We start from the raw sequence: 15552 nt of genomic DNA on the forward strand, positions 1-15552 counted from the left end.
CGCCGGTCCATTCAGAGCCTTTCAGGGGTTAAATCACTGAAGGCGGCGGAATTTGTTGGCAGCATCGATGGCCGCCTTCTGCTGGTCGTCCTCAATGCCGAGATAGAAGTCTTCAAGTTCCGGGTCGGGCAGACCGGCGCGGCGCGACAGGACATACCATTTCGCGGCCTCGACAGGATCCGGCTTGGTTCCAAGCGCGTTGATATAGAGGTGCGCGAGCTTGTTCTGCGCAACGACGTTGCCACGATTGGCGGCAAGCCTCAGCCACTGGAAACCCTTGACGAAATCGCGCGGGCCGTTTTGACCGTTGACCAGCCAGATGCCAAGATCGACTTGGGCGGTGTCGAAGCCGGCATGCGCAGCACGTGCCATCCATTCGCGCGCCAGCTGCTTCTTTTCCTCCGGCAAGTCGGGCAGCGAGGCGTAAATCTCCGCCACCGCATACTGCGCGTCGGCGATGCCCTGTTCGGCAGACTTCTCATAATAAGGCAGGGCAAGCTTCAATCCCTTGTCGCCGGGATTGTCGGTCGTGAGGATCTGGCCCCAGTTGAATTGCGCCGAAGCATTTCCGCCATCGGCCGCCTTGTGCATGTATTCGTCGGCCTTGGCCTTGTCGCGCTTGACGTACCGGCCCTCGATCAGCATCAGCGCGTATTTGAACATTGCTGCAGCGTCGCCGCCTTCCGCACCCTTGCTGTACCAGAAGGCCGCGTTCTTCATGTCGCGTTTGACGCCCAGCCCGTCCGCCAGAAGCTCACCCATAAGCGTCTGCGCTGCCGGATCGCCGAGTTGTGCCCGGGCCAGAGCCTTTTCCATCGCCGTCAGATAGTAGCCGCGCTGATAGGCGCCGTAGGCCTCATCGACAACGCCCTTATAATCCTTTTCCGGCGGCAGGTCCGGCAACTTCGCACCCATGCGGTCGAAAACGCCAACGCCCGTCGAGGGTCCCGTGCCATCGGTCTGCGGCCGCCCGGCTTTGAGCGACTCTGGGGCGGTCGCCAGTGGCCGTGTCACGACATTGTCGACAACCTGGGCCGAAGCGCCATGGGTAAATCCCACCAAAATGGCGACAGTAAAGGCAGCGGACAGGCGCAGATGACGGGCTAGGATCGGCATGAGCGCGATATCAATCCTCAAACCGTGGCGCTTTTTCGTCCAAGAGCGCATTGATCTCGGCGACGATGGACGGCGCAAGCCCGGCGTCCGCGAAAACCGCCAGCCGCAGCGCGACGAACTCCGCGCCGGTTTCGGCAACGGCCAGTGCGGAAGCTGGATCCGTACCGCCCATCACGATGCACGGGATCTCGATCATCGAAGCCCACCACTCGCCGAGCGCGAGGTTCTTGGGGTGCGCCTCCGGCTTGATGTCGCCGTCGAGCTTGCCGAAGAAGATGTAGTCCGGTCGCTCCTCGCCGATCTCAAGCGCATGGTGGCGATCAGCGGCATTGCCGCCGCCGACGATCAGCTTGTCGGCATACTTGTCGATCGCTTCGGAAATTTCGCTCGCCGGACCGGTTAGATGCAGGCCATCCGCCTTGCTGCGCCCGACGACGCGGCTGTCGCCCGCTAGCAGTGCGGCCGCACCTGACTCCTGAATGATGGGAACCAGCTTCTCGGCGTGCTTCTGGAACTCGCCGTCATTGAGGCTGTATTGCGGTACGATCACCGAGGCGACATCACCGCCCTTCAAGGCGTCGCCGACGATCTTCGCCTGCTCGTCGACATCGGCAATGTCGGGCGCGATCAGAACTAGGCGGCAGCGGTTTTCCGGTTCGGTCATGAACTCTTTCCATTTACAGCAGGACAGGTCGTTTTGCGGCCTATCTGCACTCGTCTCGTGTGAGTAGTTCCGTTAGACGGGACTGGCAAGTGGAGGATTTCAAAAGCATGCCGATGGACTTGTCATTTTACTACGCCGCCGTTCCTGCTGTCATCCTCGTCGGATTGGCGAAAGGCGGCATGGGTGATGCCTTGTCGCTGATCGGATTGCCGTTTCTCGCTCTCGTCGTCTCGCCCGTTCAGGCCGCCGCGATCCTGCTCCCGATCCTCGTTTTCATGGACATGATCTCGCTCGTGATCTGGCGCGGACACGGCGACTGGACAACGCTGAAGATCATGCTGCCGGGCGCATTGTTCGGCATCGGGCTCGGCTGGGCGACTTCGGCGCTCGTTCCAGGCAGTGCGCTTCGCGTCGTCATCGGCGCGGTCACCATCCTCTTTTGCCTTCGTTACTTCTGGAACAACTTCGGCCCGGCAGCCGGAAAGCATACGCCACCTCGAGCCCAACGGCCGCTGCTTGCGACGACGTGGGGAAGCCTGTCCGGCTATGGCAGCTTCGTCGCTCATGCCGGCGGAGCACCGTTCCAGATCTATGCCTTGCCGCTGCAGATGCAGCCACGGGAGTATACGGGAACCAGCGTCCGCTTCTTCGCAATTCTCAACGCCGTCAAGCTCATACCCTACTTCGCGCTCGGCCAGCTCGACACGCAGAACCTCTCCACATCGGCCACGCTGCTGCCGTTCGCGCCGCTTGCGACGATTGCCGGCGCCTGGTGCGTGCGCCGGATGAAGCCCGCGATCTTCTACCCTTTCATGTACGCCATGGCGCTCATTGCCGCCGTCCTGATCGCGAAGGAAGGCTTGGGTTTCTGACAATTTTGGGTTTCGTTGCGTCGCACAATTTCCTTGCCCGATTGCGCCGTTTGACGTAGCGTTTTCGCTATGTCGAACGTGGATCCCTTCACCGCGATAGCCGACCCTCACCGGCGCTTCCTGCTGGAGGAGTTGCGACGCGCGCCGAAGACCGTGAGCGAACTTGCCGAGGGGTTGCCGATCAGCCGCCCCGCCGTCTCCCAGCACCTCAAGGCGCTGCTGGACTGCAATCTGGTTTCGGTGACCGCAGAAGGCACCCGACGCATTTATGCGGTCAACAATCGCGGCTTCGACAGGCTCAATCTCTGGCTCGATCAGTTCTGGGCCTAGCCCGACCGCTCAAACGAAGGACGCCGGCTCGCGACTTTCCGTCGGAGCCGGCGCCATAACCGCCTGTCGAGCACGAACTGGTCTAAGCTTTTGGTGAAATTGGAGTTTTGCCCTCCTCGCCTAGGGCCGCGTTCGTTGATTTATTGCATCCTACTCAATGGAAGGATGATTTAAGGCGCTCAATCTCGTCCTTGATCCGCAATTTTCTGCGTTTGCACTCAGCTACTTCATTATCGTTTCGGGAGGGGGATGTCATAAGCGAATGCAACTCCTCCTCGAGAGCAACATGCTTTTTCTGGAGTGACTCAAGATGAGCTTGAACAGTCATTTGACCCTTCCTTCCTCTTACCTCTCCCCGGCCAACACCGCCGGAGATCCAAGGCGTCAACCCTTCGACTGTGACATATTTTTGAAGCCTTGTCGAAGGTGAAAGCAAGGAGAACACGTGGCAAAATCATGACGAACAGCCGCTAGCCGTTACCTCCAATTGGTGATAGGAGCTTGCGGAAATTATCGGCAGAACGGACGATGTCCGAAGACGGTTATGGGGAATGCAAAATGGCCGATCAGGAACAGGCGGAAATCAGGCTCATGGTCGCAAGACTGCGCCAGGAGCACGAGGATTACGACGCCGCCATCAACGCCATGATTGCCACTGGATGCGACGCATTGCGCATCCAGCGCATGAAGAAGAAGAAACTGGTCATCAAGGACAAGCTGTCCAAGCTGGAAGACCAGATCATCCCTGACATCATCGCCTGAAGGGAACGCCGTGACGATGACAGACAGACCATCCGTTGCCATCATCATGGGAAGCCAGTCCGATTGGGAGACCATGAAGAACGCCGCCGACACGCTGGAGGCGCTCGAAATTCCCTATGATGCGCGCATAATATCGGCCCACCGCACACCGGATCGCCTGGTGAACTTCGCAAAGTCCGCCCGCGATGAAGGCTTCAAGGTGATCATTGCTGGCGCCGGCGGCGCGGCCCACCTTCCCGGCATGGCCGCAGCCATGACGCCGCTGCCAGTTTTCGGCGTCCCGGTCCAATCCAAGGCACTGTCAGGTCAGGACAGTCTTCTTTCCATCGTCCAGATGCCGGGCGGCATCCCGGTCGGCACGCTTGCCATCGGCAAGGCGGGTGCGATCAACGCTGCTCTTCTGGCAGCAGCCGTACTGGCATTGTCGGACGAAGAGATTGCCGACCGGCTCGACGAATGGCGCGAGCGCCAGAGCGCCGCGGTAGCCGAATATCCGATGGACGACCTATGACAGTAAGAACGATCGGCATCATTGGCGGCGGCCAGCTCGGCCGCATGCTTGCCATGGCCGCTGCACGACTGAACTTCCGCACCGTCGTCCTGGAACCGCAGGCCGACTGTCCAGCAGCGCAGGTCGCCAACGGACAGATCGTCGCCGCCTACGACGATCCTGCAGCGCTGGCCGAACTTGCGAAGGCTTGCGACGTCGTTACCTATGAGTTCGAGAATGTCCCGGTAACCGCCGCCGAAACCCTTGCAAGCAAGGTCCCGGTCTATCCACCGCCGAAGGCTCTCGAGGCCGCACAGGATCGGCTGGTCGAAAAGCGCTTCATCAATGGATGCGGCATCCCGACGGCGGGCTTCCACGCGGTCGACAGCCAAGCCGATCTCGAAGCGGCCCTGAAGGACTTCGGCGGACGCGGCGTTCTCAAGACCCGCCGCCTCGGCTATGACGGCAAGGGACAGAGAGTATTCCGCTCCGCAGCCGATGCGCCGGATGGCACCTTTGCAGCACTCGGCAACGTGCCGCTCATTCTCGAGAGCTTCGTTGCCTTCGAGCGCGAGATCTCGATCATCGCGGCGCGCGCGGCCGACGGCACCGTCGCCTGCTACGACCCAGCCGAAAACATTCACCGCAATGGCATCCTGCACACGTCGACCATACCCGCGTCCATCGCTGCGGAAACGGCAGCCGCCGCCAGCGAAGCCGCCGAGAAGATCCTGGCGGCGCTCGGCTATCTCGGTGTCATCGGCATCGAATTCTTCGTGCTCGCGGACGGCAGCCTGATCGCCAATGAAATGGCGCCCCGTGTCCACAACTCCGGTCACTGGACGGAAGCCGCTTGCGTTGTCTCGCAATTCGAGCAGCATATCCGTGCCGTCGCCGGCATGCCGCTCGGCAATGCCGACCGCCACTCGGACTGCGTCATGCAGAACCTGATCGGTGACGATATTCTGGCCCTGCCCGACTGGCTGCAGCGACCCGACACGCTGGTCCACCTCTACGGCAAGACGGAATCCCGCCCCGGCCGCAAGATGGGCCACGTCACCACGTTGACCGCAAAATTGCCGGTTTTTCCCTGACAAAAGCCGCTTCGGCCCCGGGAAAAACACCGTCATGTGGTTGACACAGCGGAACCGTCGGGTTATCTGCACGCCCAACCTGAAGAGCGCGCCCTGAGCGCGCTTTTGAATGTAATAGATACGGGCGAATGTGAATTCCCCCTCAAACATCGCGGATCAAAACAATGAAGATCAAGAATTCGCTCAAGTCGCTCAAGGCTCGTCATCGTGACAACCGCCTGGTTCGCCGCAAGGGCCGCATCTACATCATCAACAAGCTGAATCCGCGCTACAAGGCTCGTCAGGGCTGATATAGCGCGCCTGTACGGCTTCGTGGCATTCTGCGCCCGCCGTCCGGGGATTGCTTCTGCAATCAAATCAAATTGCTTTGATCTTCAGCGATGGCGGGCTACTATGTCCGCCATGCGTTTTTTTGCTATGACCTGCGCGGCGTTGCCGCTGTCCCTTTTCTTGTTCGCTCCTGTTTTCCCTGCCGCAGCTGCGGACAAGGATGTCATCGTCGAGCAGCCGGACGCAAACCTCTCACCCAAGCAGCATGTGAATCAGCTCTTCGAACAGCTGAAGCGCGAGCGCGACCCTGACAAAGCAAGCGGTATCGCCGATGAAATCCGTACCGAGTGGAACGACTCGGGCAGCGCGACCGTTAATCTCCTGATGCAGTGGGCCGACAAGGCGATCCAGGAGAAGCGCACCGCCGCCGCCCTCGACTTCCTCGATCAGGCGATCGCCCTCAAGCCGGATTACGCAGAGAGCTGGAATCGCCGGGCGACGCTCAACTACGCCAATGACAACTATCGCAAGTCCATGTCCGACATCGAGCGCGTGCTTGACATCGAGCCCCGCCACTTCGGCGCGCTCTCCGGCATGGCCGCCATTCTAATGGAAACGGGCAACGACGCGCTGGCCCTGAAAGCCTGGGAACGTTTCCTGGCGATCTATCCTGCCAATCGAAGCGCCCAGGAGCAGATGAATACACTCTCCGAAAAGCTGGCCGGCAGCCGCACCTGATCTTGACGGCGGCGCGCGCAGCCCAATCTTAGCCTTGGTTACGTGATTTCAGCAGATATTGCCATGCTTGCCGAAGCTTCCGCTTTCATTGCCTCTGTTGCCGCCGCTGTTGGCTACTCCATCTACATGGAACGGCAGTTCGAGGCCAATTATCCCAATATTGGCGAACTTACCGATATCGGCGGTTACCAGCTGAATGCCGTCCATGTTCCACGTCCCGAAACCGCCGATCTACCGCCGCTGGTCTTTATCCACGGAGCAGGCGGCAATCTGCTCGATCAAGTCGGCGCCTTCCTGGGATCGCTAGAGGGCCGTGCCGAGATGCTGTTCGTCGACCGGCCGGGTCATGGCTACTCGGAACGCGGCCGCCCCGAGAATGCCCTGCCGTCCGGACAGGCGGACGCGATCGCAACGCTGATGGAGAAGCGGGGAATCAAACGGGCTATCATCGTTGGCCACTCCTTCGGCGGCGCCATCGCGGCCGCCTTCGGCGTGCGCCATCCCGACAAGACGGAAGGCCTGCTCTTTCTCGCCCCCGCGACTCATCCCTGGCCGGGCGGCATCGATTGGTATTATCGCCTGGCTGCAATGCCCATGCTCGGCTGGCTCTTTACCCACGCCATTGTCGTGCCGCTAGGTTTGCGACGGCTGGAGCAGGCGACGATGAACGTCTTCCGTCCCAATCCGCGCCCGGAAGACTATATCGCGAAGACAGGCCCCACCTTGGCGCTGCGTCCGCGCGCCTTCTACAACAACGCCATCGACTGCACCCGCCTGCTGGCTTACCTCAAGGCGCATTCTCCGCAATATTCCAGGATCACCGCACCTGCTGTCATCATCACCGGTGACAGCGATGCCATCGTCTGGGAACACATTCATTCGCAGGGGCTGGCCCGTGATATCGCCGGCTCCGAACTAGTGAAGATACAGGGCCTCGGCCACAAGCCGGACTATATGGTCACCGACGTCGCCATTGCCGCCATGGAGAAGATCGGCGGCGCCGCTCGCGACCTCCAGGCCGCCGCCCGCCAGGCCGAGCACCGCTTGGTGCACCAAAAGCCCGCGCGGCCGCCAGACATTGCCGCGCCCTTCGGCGATCCAGCCAGCCTGTCCGGGCCCGTCGCAACCGAAAACTAACCTTTCAGTAACGGAACACACCACTGCTGAGCGCAGTGCATTGCCGAGCGCTCGTTGCGTCCCATATCCATCGCACCGTCATGCTTTGAGGGAAGTCATGGATCAGCCCAACATCAGAATATTCGCGGTTGCCGCCGCACTGTCGCTCTCACTTGCACCGTCGGCGTTCGCCGCCTCGCCCGCGCCCGTTGAAGCCGAACATGGCATGGTGGTGACCGCACAGCATCTGGCGACCGATGTCGGCGTCGGTGTCCTGAAGAACGGCGGCAATGCCGTCGATGCCGCGGTTGCCGTTGGCTACGCCCTCGCCGTCGTCTATCCGACGGCCGGCAACATCGGCGGCGGCGGTTTCATGACGATCCGGCTGAAGGACGGGGAGATGACATTTCTCGACTTCCGCGAGCGCGCGCCGCTCGCAGCCACCAAGACGATGTATCTCGATGCCAAGGGCGATATCGTTCCCCGCGCCAGCCTCGACGGCTATCTCGCCGTCGGCGTGCCCGGATCCGTGATGGGCTTCGAGACGGCGCGAGAAAAATACGGCACGAAGTCGCGACAGGATCTGCTGGCGCCGGCCATTCGCTACGCCAAGGAAGGCTTCACGCTGGAACAAGGCGACGTGGCCAACATTTCCGGCAGCGCCAAGAGGCTTGCGAAGGATGAAGCCGCTGCAAAGATCTTCCTGAAAGCAGAAGGAAAGCCATACGCCGCAGGCGAAAAACTGGTGCAACCCGACCTCGCCGTCGTTCTTTCCAGCATCGCCGACAAAGGGCCCGACGCTTTCTATAAGGGCATGCCGGCCGACGCGATCACCAAGACGAGCCAGGCGAGGGGCGGCATTCTCGCCAAGGAGGATTTCGAGCAGTACGCGGTGCGAGAACTGAAGCCCGTCGAATGCAGCTACCGCGGTTATGACATCATCTCCTCGCCTCCCCCCTCCTCCGGTGGCGTCATCATCTGCGAAATCCTCAACGTGCTCGAGGATTACCCGCTCTCCTTCCTCGGCTACGGTTCTGCTGAGACGGTTCACCTGATGGTAGAGGCGATGCGCCATGCCTATGTCGACCGCAACGCTGCCCTCGGCGATCCCGACTTCGTGGAGAACCCGATGTCGACATTGCTCGACAAGAGCTACGCCAAGGCGATCCGCGCCAAGATCGATCCCTATAAATCCGGCACGTCGGCCGACCTGAAGCCGCTCGGAGCCAAGGAAAGCGTCGAGACCACGCATTATTCCATCATCGACGATGAAGGAAATGCCGTCGCGGTCACCTATACGCTGAATGGTTCCTTCGGCGCTGGCGTTGTCGCGCCCGGCACCGGCATCCTGCTCAACAACGAGATGGACGACTTCACCTCGAAGCCTGGCGTTCCGAACCTCTACGGTCTCGTTCAGGGCGAGGCCAATGCGATTGCACCGAAGAAGACGCCGCTCTCCTCGATGAGCCCGACGATCGTGACCAAGGACGGCAAGCCCTTCATGGTCATCGGCAGCCCCGGTGGATCGCGCATCATCACCATCACCCTCGAGGCGATCCTCAACGTCATCGATTTCGGCATGGACATCAGCCAGGCGGTCAACGCCCCACGCATTCACCACCAATGGCAGCCTGACAAGATCTATCTCGAGCCCTACACGCTCTCGCCTGATACGATCCGGGCGCTGATCGCCATGGGCCATACACTGGATGACGGCAGCGGCCCGCCGCAATGGGGGCAGGCCGCCGGCATCCTTGTCGGCGGAAAGAGCCTCGCCGATATCGAGAAGGGTGGCGGCGCACGCTACAACGGCGCGATGGACAGCCGCGCCTCCGAGGGCTCCGCCGGCGGATACTGATTGTCGGATGCGAGCACGGAGGTAGTCGCCGTTGATGCTGGCGCGTAGTATGGCGCTTTTCGTGTCACGGTGACAAAGTCGTCGTTCACAAGCATCACGTGTAGCCTTATGCACGGGCGTACCGTCATTCGAAAGAGTCTCTATGACCAGCATTGAAATGATCGTTGCCGCCCGCGCCCGTCTGCGCGGACATGCGCGCCGCACGCCCCTTCTCTCCTCTCCCTTCATCGACGAGCTTGCCGGACGGCGGGTGTTCGTGAAGGCCGAGTGCCTCCAACATACCGGCTCCTTCAAATTCCGCGGAGGCTGGTCCGCCGTTTCCGCACTCGATTCGGCCGTACGCGCGCACGGTGTCATCGCTTTCTCGTCAGGCAATCACTCGCAGGGTGTGGCGCTCGCCGCCAAGCTTCATGGCGTGCCTTCGGTGATCATCATGCCGTCGGACGCCCCGAAACTGAAGATTGCCAACACCCGCGCCCTCGGCGCCGAAGTCGTGCTCTACGACCGCGCCACACAGGATCGCGACGCCATCGGCGCCAAGCTTTCGGGCGAACGCAAGCTGACCCTGATCAAGCCGTTCGACGAGCCCCAGGTGATCGCCGGCCAGGGCACGACGGGTCTCGAGATCGCCGAACAGGCGGAAGAGGAAGGCATCAAGGCTGCCGAGGTGCTGGTGCCCTGCGGCGGCGGCGGCCTGACGTCGGGGATCGCGCTTGCGCTCGAGGCTAGCGCGCCTGCGTTCCGCGTGCGTCCCTGCGAGCCTGAAGGCTTCGACGATACGACACGGTCGCTGGCCTCAGGCAAGATCGAGCGCAACGCGGCGATGACCGGCTCCATCTGCGATGCGATCATTACCCCACAGCCCGGCAATATCACCTTCCCGATCCTGCAGCGCCTTGCCGGCCCCGGTATCGTCGTGACAGACGAGGAGGCGCTTCGCGCCATGGTGATAGCCTTTGTGCGGCTGAAGATTGTCGTCGAACCGGGCGGCGCGGTCGCCCTTGCCGCAGCGCTGTTCCACGGCGATGAGATGGAGGAAGACAACGTCGTCGTCGTCACCTCGGGAGGCAACGTCGACGCCGATATCTTCGCCGGCGCACTGGCCCGGCACGGGTAGAGGCAGAACAAGCCTGCCCACCCCGTCTCTTACGCTACGCAGCCTTGTAGCGCGTCGCGGGTGCCGACCGTGACAGGTTCGGCATCAGCGCCTGGCGTGCATCCTCGTAGGCCTTCAGCAATCCGGCATCCTCGAGCGCCGGGATCGTCGCGAATTCACCTTGGTCAAAGCCGGAAAGAGACGCATCCACCATGTCTTCCGCCTGCATGACGATCTCGGTCGGCAGGTGTTCGACCGGCGTACCGGCAATGCCCCAGAATTCGGTCGCCGTCGCCCCCGGCAGCACCGCCTGAACGCGGATATTCTTATCCGCCAGCTCGTGCTTCAGCGATTGGCTGAAAGCAAGAACGAACGCTTTGCTTGCCCCATAGACCCCATTCAGAACTTCAGGCGCGATCGCCACGATCGACGCAATGTTGATGATCGAGCCGCCGCCGCGGGCCGTGAAACCGGGCACGGCTGCGTAGGTCAGCCGCATCAGCGCTGTAACGTTGAGATCGACCATCGCCTGCATCTTGTCGACATCGGAGGCCAGCAGCGGCGCGGTGCCGCCGACGCCGGCATTGTTGACCAGAAGGGTGATGCTGCGGTCGTTCTTCAACACCGCCTCGACACGCGCCAGATCAGCCTTGTTGCCGAGATCAGCAGGCACCGTTTCAACCGTCCTGCCCGTCTCCCGGGTCAACTTGGTCGCAAGCTCGGAAAGGCGCTCGGCATTGCGCGCGACTAGAATGAGATCGTAGCCCCGCTTTGCGAGCCGGTGGGCGTAGATGGCGCCGATCCCCGATGATGCGCCCGTAACGAGTGCGGTTCCTTTGTGCTGCTCGGTCATTGTCGTTCTCCGTGTTGGGCAACAGCGCCTGCTGTTGGCCTGAGGAGAGTCTTACGCCTGATTGCCAATGTCTTGAATGTCATATAAACAACCTTTTAGGACAAACGGAGTTTCGAACCATGCAGCGCATTGCCGTCCTGCTCTTTCCCGGCTTTCAGATGATGAGCCTCGCCGCCATCTCCGCCTTCGAGTTCACCAACCTCGAACTCGGCGAACAGGTCTACGACATCGCCTATCTCTCCGAGACCGGTGGGCCGGTGCGCGGCTCCTTCGGTGTCACGATGGAGACGACGCGGTTCGACGATCCCGCTTTCGATACGCTGCTGGTGTCGGGCGCCGTCGGCATCAAGCTGCCGACCCCAGGAGAAGGCGAATTCATCCGCAACGCGCTTGCCGCCTCCCGCCGCGTCGCCTCGATCTGCACCGGTGCATTTCTGCTTGCCGACGCGGGTGTGCTGGACGGCCGGCGCTCCACGACGCATTGGCTGCTCGCTCGAGAGCTGCAATCGCGCTACCCCAAGGTCAGGCTCGAGGAGGATCGCATCTTCATCATCGACGGCTCTGTCTGGAGCTCGGCGGGCATGACAGCCGGGGTCGATCTGGCACTTGCCATGGTTGAGAAGGATCACGGCGCCGACATCGCCCGCGCCGTTGCCCGCAAGCTCGTCGTCTACCACCGCCGGGCCGGTGGCCAGTCGCAGTTTTCCGCGCTGTTGGAACTGGAACCCAAATCGGACAGGATCCAGAAGGCGCTGGCCCATGCGCGCAGCAACCTGAAGAACACGCTATCCGTCGAAGAACTGGCAGAAGCAGCGGCGCTCAGCCCCCGCCAGTTCAGTCGGACCTTCCGCGCCGAGACAGGGCAATCGCCCGCAAAAGCGGTGGAGAACCTGCGCCTCGAGGCGGCCCGGCTGATGATGGAACAGGGCCGGCATCCGATCGACGTCGTTGCCACGGAGACAGGCTTCGCGGATCGTGAGAGGATGCGACGCGCATTCCTGCGCGCTTTCGGCCAGCCACCGCAAGCGATCCGCCGCAACGCGCAGCGCGAATATCAGGCATAGGCTCTCGCCGCCGGGCGGACCGCCTGCGGCACGACATCAGCGACGGCCTCCCGCACCGATTGCAACATGATGGACGCAAGCCGCGCCGTCGCCGGCCCAGGCTCCGCCTCGGCGCGATGCAGGACGAGACCGAGCGAGGAAAGCTCCGGCAAGCCGGCTGCGTCTGCAACAAGCGGCTTGACCTTTCGCGGCAGCCCGATCGGTGTGCGGATGGTAATGCCGAGCCCAGCGGCCGTCGCCGCCCACAATCCGCCGAGGCTCGGACTGACGAAGGCAAGCCGCCACGGAATGCCCGCCGCGTCGAGCGCCTTGGTCGCCGCGGAGCGCAACAGGCACGGGGCTTCCAGCGAGGCGAGCGGCATCGGCTCGCCGCCGCCGAGGCTCCAGTCAACAGCTGCTTCCGCCGGCCCGATCCAACGCATCGGGACTTCGGCGATCTGCTCGCAATGCGGCGTCAGCGTGCCATCGCTCCACGCGAGTGCCAGATCGAGCTTTCCTGATGTGACGCGCTCGATCAATTCGACATTGCGCACCACGCGCGCCTCGATGCGGACCTTCGGATGCGCGCGCGCAAAACGGCCGAGCACGTCGGGCAACAAGACCTCGCCGAAATCCTCCTGCAATCCGAGCCTCACCCAGCCTTCGAGCTCGATGCTCTTTACCGCTGCAGCCGCTTCGTCGTTGAGTTCCAGCAGCCGCCGCGCATAGGCCAGCATCGTCTCGCCGGCATCGGTGAGCGCAAGGCCGCGCCCCGCCTTGCGGAAGATCGGCGTGCCCGCCTGCTCCTCGAGCTTCTTCAACTGAGCGCTGACCGCCGAGGTCGAGCGGCCGAGCCGGTCAGCCGCTCGCGCGAAGTTGCCGAGCTCCATTCCGGTCGCAAAGGTTCTGAGAACATCGAGATCGAAGATCGTCCGTCGCATCACTTTCGTCCCGTTTTTGTGAATCGTATGTTCAAACAATTCTGATTTTCAGCATTATCGTGGCGTGCGATGCTTCTCCTGTCAAGAATTCACTCAAAGGAACTCGCCATGCCTTTTGTTCGTATCTCTCTACTGCGCGGCAAGTCGCCGGAGTATTTGCGCGCTGTTGCGGACAGCATTCATCGCGCCATGGTCGAGACGTTCAACGTGCCGCCCGCCGATCGTTTCCAGATCATCCACCAGCATGAACCGGGCGAACTGATCTTCGACCGCAACTATCTTGCCGGACCGCGTTCCGACGACTTCGTGCTTTTCGCCATCACCGCCGGAAAGCCGCGCTCGACCGAGACCCGCCAGGCCTTTTTCAAGCGGGCCACCGAGCTTCTCGGACAATCGCCGGGAATCCGGCCGGAAGACATCATGATCGTCGTCACCACCACATCACCGGATGAATGGTCGTTCGGCGACGGAAAGGCGCAGATGAGCGAACCCGGCTGGGAAGCCCGCGCCTTCGGGAGTGCGGCATGATGGGCAACCCTGAACGTATGACGATCCAGCGTCCGGGCAATGCCGTCCGCTCGCCCGTTGATATTGCCACCGCACCCTTCTGGGTGGAGATGCTGCTGGAAGGAACAGCCGACGGCGAGAACACGGCGATGCGGGCGACGCTCGATCCGGGCACGATCACACGCTGGCACAGGCATCCGCGCGGGCAGCTGCTCTATGTTCTATCAGGCAAGGGTCTGGCGCAACGCGAAGGTGGGGCAGTCGACGAATTGCTGGTCGGAGATGCTGTCTGGTTCGCCGCCGGCGAGAAGCATTGGCACGGCGCCGGACACGACAGCCCGTTCAGCTATCTCAGTATTCAGGCAACCGAAGCCGGCCGCAACGTCGACTGGCTTGAGCCGGTGGAGATCCTCTCATGATGGCGATGCAGTACAGCTTCACCCTTCCGGCCGATTACGACATGTCGATCATCGACCGGCGCATCCGCGACAAGGGACCGATGCTGGACGGATTTCCCGGTCTCGGCTTCAAGGCCTACCTCAGTGCCCGCAGAGGCGAGTTCGGATCCCGCGAAAACCTCTATGCGCCCTTCTATCTCTGGCAGCAGCCGGAGCGCGCCAGCGACTTTCTTACCGGCACCGGCTTCGAGGGACTGATGCAGTCCTTCGGCTGGCCTCGCGTGAAGACCTGGATCGCATGGCACGCGGAAACCGCCTCCGCGATTGCAGAGGCAAAATTCGTTACCACAGAGATAGTCGCCATCGAGCCCTATTCCGCGCTCGCCGAGATCAGAGACGTGGAGGTCAGGCAGGCGCAACGAGAAGCACGACAGGCCGACGTCCTGGCCTCGGTTTCGGCCTTCGAGCCGACCAACTGGACGCTGGTGCGCTTCAGCTTGCGCCGATCGGCGCCGCTCATTGCAGGTTCAGGCCAGATCTATCGTGTCGGACACGTATCACTGCCCTAAATCAGGCCGCCGCCCGACGATAGAGCGCAAGCGAACCGGCCAACGCCAACAGCGCGCAGCCGCAGGCGCGCTCAAGCCACAACGCGCCGTTCGTCGTGAGGAATCGGACGGCCTGCACGCCGAACACGGCATAGGCCAGCATGATGATGAAATCGAGGGAGGCGAACACCAGTGCCAGCACGCCATACTGCGTTGCCTGCAGGCCGGTCGGATCGATGAACTGCGGTAGGAAGGCCGAAAAGAAGAGGTAGCCCTTCGGATTGGTGACTGCGACCATGAAGCTCTTCAACGCGATCGAAACCGGCGTCCCGCCCGCATCCGCCGCCCCCTGCCTCAACGCCGCATCGATCGTGCCTTTCGACCAGAGCATCATGATCCCGAGAAACGCCAGATAGGCTGCCCCAACGTACTTCAGGGCCGAGAACCAGAATTCGGAAGCCGCGAGCAGTGCCCCGAGACCGATCGCAACGGCGCCGATCAGGACAAAATCCGAGAGCACCGCTCCAACCATGCCGGCAGCGGCACGCCTGACACCGTAGCGGGAGCCGTTGGTCATTGCCAGGAGTACGGTCGGCCCCGGCGTGGCAATACCCACGAAGGAAACGACTGCGAACGCAAGAAGTGTGACTGTCTGCATGGTGCCCTCCCGATCTCTGCAGGGGAAACTTGCACGTGCATCGGCCATACACAAGGGGCGTGGGCTGACTGAAATCGGCATAGGGGGCGCTCGATGTGATCGCACCCCTGCCACACCACCCGGCATGCGGGTCCGCACCAGGCGGTTCGAGAGATTGAGGTTAGACGAGCCTGGGCATTCCAAGTTGGTCAGCCCATC

Annotated in this window: 20 protein-coding genes; 14 read left to right on the top strand and 6 right to left on the bottom strand. The window is 62.0% G+C overall.

Annotated elements, in window-relative coordinates; genetic code table 11:
• Positions 1 to 33: 33 nt before the first annotated feature.
• Entirely contained in the window at positions 34 to 1116 is a 1083-nt protein-coding gene (locus IB248_RS23285; protein ID WP_018858890.1) for a tetratricopeptide repeat protein, read from the bottom strand.
• A gap of 10 nt (positions 1117 to 1126) precedes the next feature.
• The gene (locus tag IB248_RS23290) at positions 1127 to 1780 is read right to left on the bottom strand and encodes a thiamine phosphate synthase (RefSeq protein WP_018858891.1); all 654 of its coding nucleotides are present in this window, start codon (positions 1778 to 1780) and stop codon (positions 1127 to 1129) included.
• A 107-nt stretch (positions 1781 to 1887) separates the two neighbouring features.
• Here IB248_RS23290 and IB248_RS23295 point away from each other — a divergent pair, with 107 nt between their 5' ends.
• A complete protein-coding gene (locus IB248_RS23295; RefSeq protein WP_018858892.1) occupies positions 1888 to 2652 on the top strand; it encodes a sulfite exporter TauE/SafE family protein in 765 nt (254 codons plus the stop codon).
• A 69-nt stretch (positions 2653 to 2721) separates the two neighbouring features.
• Positions 2722 to 2982 carry a metalloregulator ArsR/SmtB family transcription factor gene (locus IB248_RS23300; RefSeq protein WP_018858893.1) on the top strand — a complete coding sequence of 87 codons (261 nt, stop codon included), beginning with the start codon at positions 2722 to 2724 and terminating at the stop codon, positions 2980 to 2982.
• A 154-nt stretch (positions 2983 to 3136) separates the two neighbouring features.
• On the opposite strand, the gene IB248_RS23305 is transcribed toward IB248_RS23300, so the two are convergent.
• Entirely contained in the window at positions 3137 to 3310 is a 174-nt protein-coding gene (locus IB248_RS23305; protein ID WP_018858894.1) for a DUF465 domain-containing protein, read from the bottom strand.
• 230 nt (positions 3311 to 3540) lie between these two features.
• Between IB248_RS23305 and IB248_RS23310 the strand changes: the two genes are divergently transcribed.
• The 8 genes from IB248_RS23310 to IB248_RS23345 all read left to right on the top strand — a co-directional run bounded on the left by IB248_RS23310 (position 3541) and on the right by IB248_RS23345 (position 10427).
• Complete coding sequence (locus IB248_RS23310; RefSeq protein ID WP_025660870.1) at positions 3541 to 3744, top strand: DUF465 domain-containing protein; 204 nt, start codon at positions 3541 to 3543, stop codon at positions 3742 to 3744.
• A gap of 16 nt (positions 3745 to 3760) precedes the next feature.
• The gene (purE, locus tag IB248_RS23315) at positions 3761 to 4255 is read left to right on the top strand and encodes a 5-(carboxyamino)imidazole ribonucleotide mutase (protein ID WP_018858896.1); all 495 of its coding nucleotides are present in this window, start codon (positions 3761 to 3763) and stop codon (positions 4253 to 4255) included.
• Positions 4252 to 5328, top strand: coding sequence for a 5-(carboxyamino)imidazole ribonucleotide synthase (locus IB248_RS23320; RefSeq protein WP_192241702.1), 1077 nt, complete (start codon positions 4252 to 4254; stop codon positions 5326 to 5328). The genes purE and IB248_RS23320 overlap by 4 nt, the downstream gene beginning before the upstream one ends.
• 164 nt (positions 5329 to 5492) lie before the next feature.
• The gene (gene ykgO, locus IB248_RS23325; RefSeq protein ID WP_003582204.1) at positions 5493 to 5618 is read left to right on the top strand and encodes a type B 50S ribosomal protein L36; all 126 of its coding nucleotides are present in this window, start codon (positions 5493 to 5495) and stop codon (positions 5616 to 5618) included.
• 103 nt (positions 5619 to 5721) lie between these two features.
• Positions 5722 to 6336: a hypothetical protein gene (locus tag IB248_RS23330; protein WP_112646231.1), complete on the top strand. Its 615-nt coding sequence runs from the start codon at positions 5722 to 5724 to the stop codon at positions 6334 to 6336.
• A gap of 63 nt (positions 6337 to 6399) precedes the next feature.
• Positions 6400 to 7473 (top strand): alpha/beta hydrolase, encoded by a 1074-nt coding sequence (locus IB248_RS23335; RefSeq protein WP_192241703.1) that lies wholly within the window; start codon positions 6400 to 6402, stop codon positions 7471 to 7473.
• A gap of 97 nt (positions 7474 to 7570) precedes the next feature.
• Positions 7571 to 9310: a gamma-glutamyltransferase gene (gene ggt / locus IB248_RS23340; protein WP_192241704.1), complete on the top strand. Its 1740-nt coding sequence runs from the start codon at positions 7571 to 7573 to the stop codon at positions 9308 to 9310.
• Positions 9311 to 9452: 142 nt separating this feature from the next.
• Complete coding sequence (locus IB248_RS23345) at positions 9453 to 10427, top strand: threonine/serine dehydratase (protein ID WP_018858901.1); 975 nt, start codon at positions 9453 to 9455, stop codon at positions 10425 to 10427.
• 34 nt (positions 10428 to 10461) lie between these two features.
• On the opposite strand, the gene IB248_RS23350 is transcribed toward IB248_RS23345, so the two are convergent.
• Positions 10462 to 11259, bottom strand: coding sequence for an SDR family oxidoreductase (locus tag IB248_RS23350; protein ID WP_192241705.1), 798 nt, complete (start codon positions 11257 to 11259; stop codon positions 10462 to 10464).
• A 119-nt stretch (positions 11260 to 11378) separates the two neighbouring features.
• On the opposite strand from IB248_RS23350, the gene IB248_RS23355 reads away from it, so the two are divergent.
• Positions 11379 to 12323, top strand: a complete 945-nt coding sequence (locus tag IB248_RS23355; RefSeq protein ID WP_112646239.1) for a GlxA family transcriptional regulator — start codon at positions 11379 to 11381, stop codon at positions 12321 to 12323.
• On the opposite strand, the gene IB248_RS23360 is transcribed toward IB248_RS23355, so the two are convergent.
• Positions 12314 to 13243, bottom strand: coding sequence for a LysR substrate-binding domain-containing protein (locus tag IB248_RS23360; protein WP_018858904.1), 930 nt, complete (start codon positions 13241 to 13243; stop codon positions 12314 to 12316). The genes IB248_RS23355 and IB248_RS23360 overlap by 10 nt on opposite strands.
• Positions 13244 to 13351: 108 nt before the next feature.
• Between IB248_RS23360 and IB248_RS23365 the strand changes: the two genes are divergently transcribed.
• From IB248_RS23365 to IB248_RS23375, 3 genes are read left to right on the top strand one after another with little or no spacing between them, the layout of a single operon-like run.
• Positions 13352 to 13771 (top strand): tautomerase family protein, encoded by a 420-nt coding sequence (locus IB248_RS23365; RefSeq protein ID WP_018858905.1) that lies wholly within the window; start codon positions 13352 to 13354, stop codon positions 13769 to 13771.
• Positions 13768 to 14169 (top strand): cupin domain-containing protein, encoded by a 402-nt coding sequence (locus IB248_RS23370; RefSeq protein ID WP_169682578.1) that lies wholly within the window; start codon positions 13768 to 13770, stop codon positions 14167 to 14169. Before IB248_RS23365 ends, IB248_RS23370 begins: the two co-directional genes overlap by 4 nt.
• Positions 14166 to 14717 carry a DUF4865 family protein gene (locus tag IB248_RS23375; protein ID WP_169682575.1) on the top strand — a complete coding sequence of 184 codons (552 nt, stop codon included), beginning with the start codon at positions 14166 to 14168 and terminating at the stop codon, positions 14715 to 14717. The genes IB248_RS23370 and IB248_RS23375 overlap by 4 nt, the downstream gene beginning before the upstream one ends.
• Position 14718: 1 nt before the next feature.
• Here the strand turns inward: IB248_RS23375 and IB248_RS23380 are convergent, their stop codons facing one another.
• Positions 14719 to 15354 (bottom strand): LysE family translocator, encoded by a 636-nt coding sequence (locus IB248_RS23380; RefSeq protein WP_169682573.1) that lies wholly within the window; start codon positions 15352 to 15354, stop codon positions 14719 to 14721.
• Positions 15355 to 15552 lie beyond the last annotated feature (198 nt).

This window comes from Rhizobium sp. RHZ01 (genome assembly GCF_014851595.1).
Lineage (GTDB): Bacteria > Pseudomonadota > Alphaproteobacteria > Rhizobiales > Rhizobiaceae > Rhizobium > Rhizobium altiplani.

What these genes read in the sequence shown, in the direction of transcription:
- IB248_RS23330 (WP_112646231.1), top strand. Translation starts at nt 5,722, where the DNA reads ATGTCCGCCATGCGTTTTTTTGCTATGACCTGCGCGGCGTTGCCGCTG.
- IB248_RS23360 (WP_018858904.1), bottom strand. Translation starts at nt 13,243, where the DNA reads ATGCGACGGACGATCTTCGATCTCGATGTTCTCAGAACCTTTGCGACC.
- IB248_RS23305 (WP_018858894.1), bottom strand. Translation starts at nt 3,310, where the DNA reads ATGACTGTTCAAGCTCATCTTGAGTCACTCCAGAAAAAGCATGTTGCT.
- IB248_RS23355 (WP_112646239.1), top strand. Translation starts at nt 11,379, where the DNA reads ATGCAGCGCATTGCCGTCCTGCTCTTTCCCGGCTTTCAGATGATGAGC.
- IB248_RS23380 (WP_169682573.1), bottom strand. Translation starts at nt 15,354, where the DNA reads ATGCAGACAGTCACACTTCTTGCGTTCGCAGTCGTTTCCTTCGTGGGT.
- IB248_RS23290 (WP_018858891.1), bottom strand. Translation starts at nt 1,780, where the DNA reads ATGACCGAACCGGAAAACCGCTGCCGCCTAGTTCTGATCGCGCCCGAC.
- ggt (WP_192241704.1), top strand. Translation starts at nt 7,571, where the DNA reads ATGGATCAGCCCAACATCAGAATATTCGCGGTTGCCGCCGCACTGTCG.
- purE (WP_018858896.1), top strand. Translation starts at nt 3,761, where the DNA reads ATGACAGACAGACCATCCGTTGCCATCATCATGGGAAGCCAGTCCGAT.
- IB248_RS23350 (WP_192241705.1), bottom strand. Translation starts at nt 11,259, where the DNA reads ATGACCGAGCAGCACAAAGGAACCGCACTCGTTACGGGCGCATCATCG.
- ykgO (WP_003582204.1), top strand. Translation starts at nt 5,493, where the DNA reads ATGAAGATCAAGAATTCGCTCAAGTCGCTCAAGGCTCGTCATCGTGAC.
- IB248_RS23310 (WP_025660870.1), top strand. Translation starts at nt 3,541, where the DNA reads ATGGCCGATCAGGAACAGGCGGAAATCAGGCTCATGGTCGCAAGACTG.
- IB248_RS23345 (WP_018858901.1), top strand. Translation starts at nt 9,453, where the DNA reads ATGACCAGCATTGAAATGATCGTTGCCGCCCGCGCCCGTCTGCGCGGA.
- IB248_RS23365 (WP_018858905.1), top strand. Translation starts at nt 13,352, where the DNA reads ATGCCTTTTGTTCGTATCTCTCTACTGCGCGGCAAGTCGCCGGAGTAT.
- IB248_RS23320 (WP_192241702.1), top strand. Translation starts at nt 4,252, where the DNA reads ATGACAGTAAGAACGATCGGCATCATTGGCGGCGGCCAGCTCGGCCGC.
- IB248_RS23285 (WP_018858890.1), bottom strand. Translation starts at nt 1,116, where the DNA reads ATGCCGATCCTAGCCCGTCATCTGCGCCTGTCCGCTGCCTTTACTGTC.
- IB248_RS23375 (WP_169682575.1), top strand. Translation starts at nt 14,166, where the DNA reads ATGATGGCGATGCAGTACAGCTTCACCCTTCCGGCCGATTACGACATG.
- IB248_RS23300 (WP_018858893.1), top strand. Translation starts at nt 2,722, where the DNA reads ATGTCGAACGTGGATCCCTTCACCGCGATAGCCGACCCTCACCGGCGC.
- IB248_RS23295 (WP_018858892.1), top strand. Translation starts at nt 1,888, where the DNA reads ATGCCGATGGACTTGTCATTTTACTACGCCGCCGTTCCTGCTGTCATC.
- IB248_RS23335 (WP_192241703.1), top strand. Translation starts at nt 6,400, where the DNA reads ATGCTTGCCGAAGCTTCCGCTTTCATTGCCTCTGTTGCCGCCGCTGTT.
- IB248_RS23370 (WP_169682578.1), top strand. Translation starts at nt 13,768, where the DNA reads ATGATGGGCAACCCTGAACGTATGACGATCCAGCGTCCGGGCAATGCC.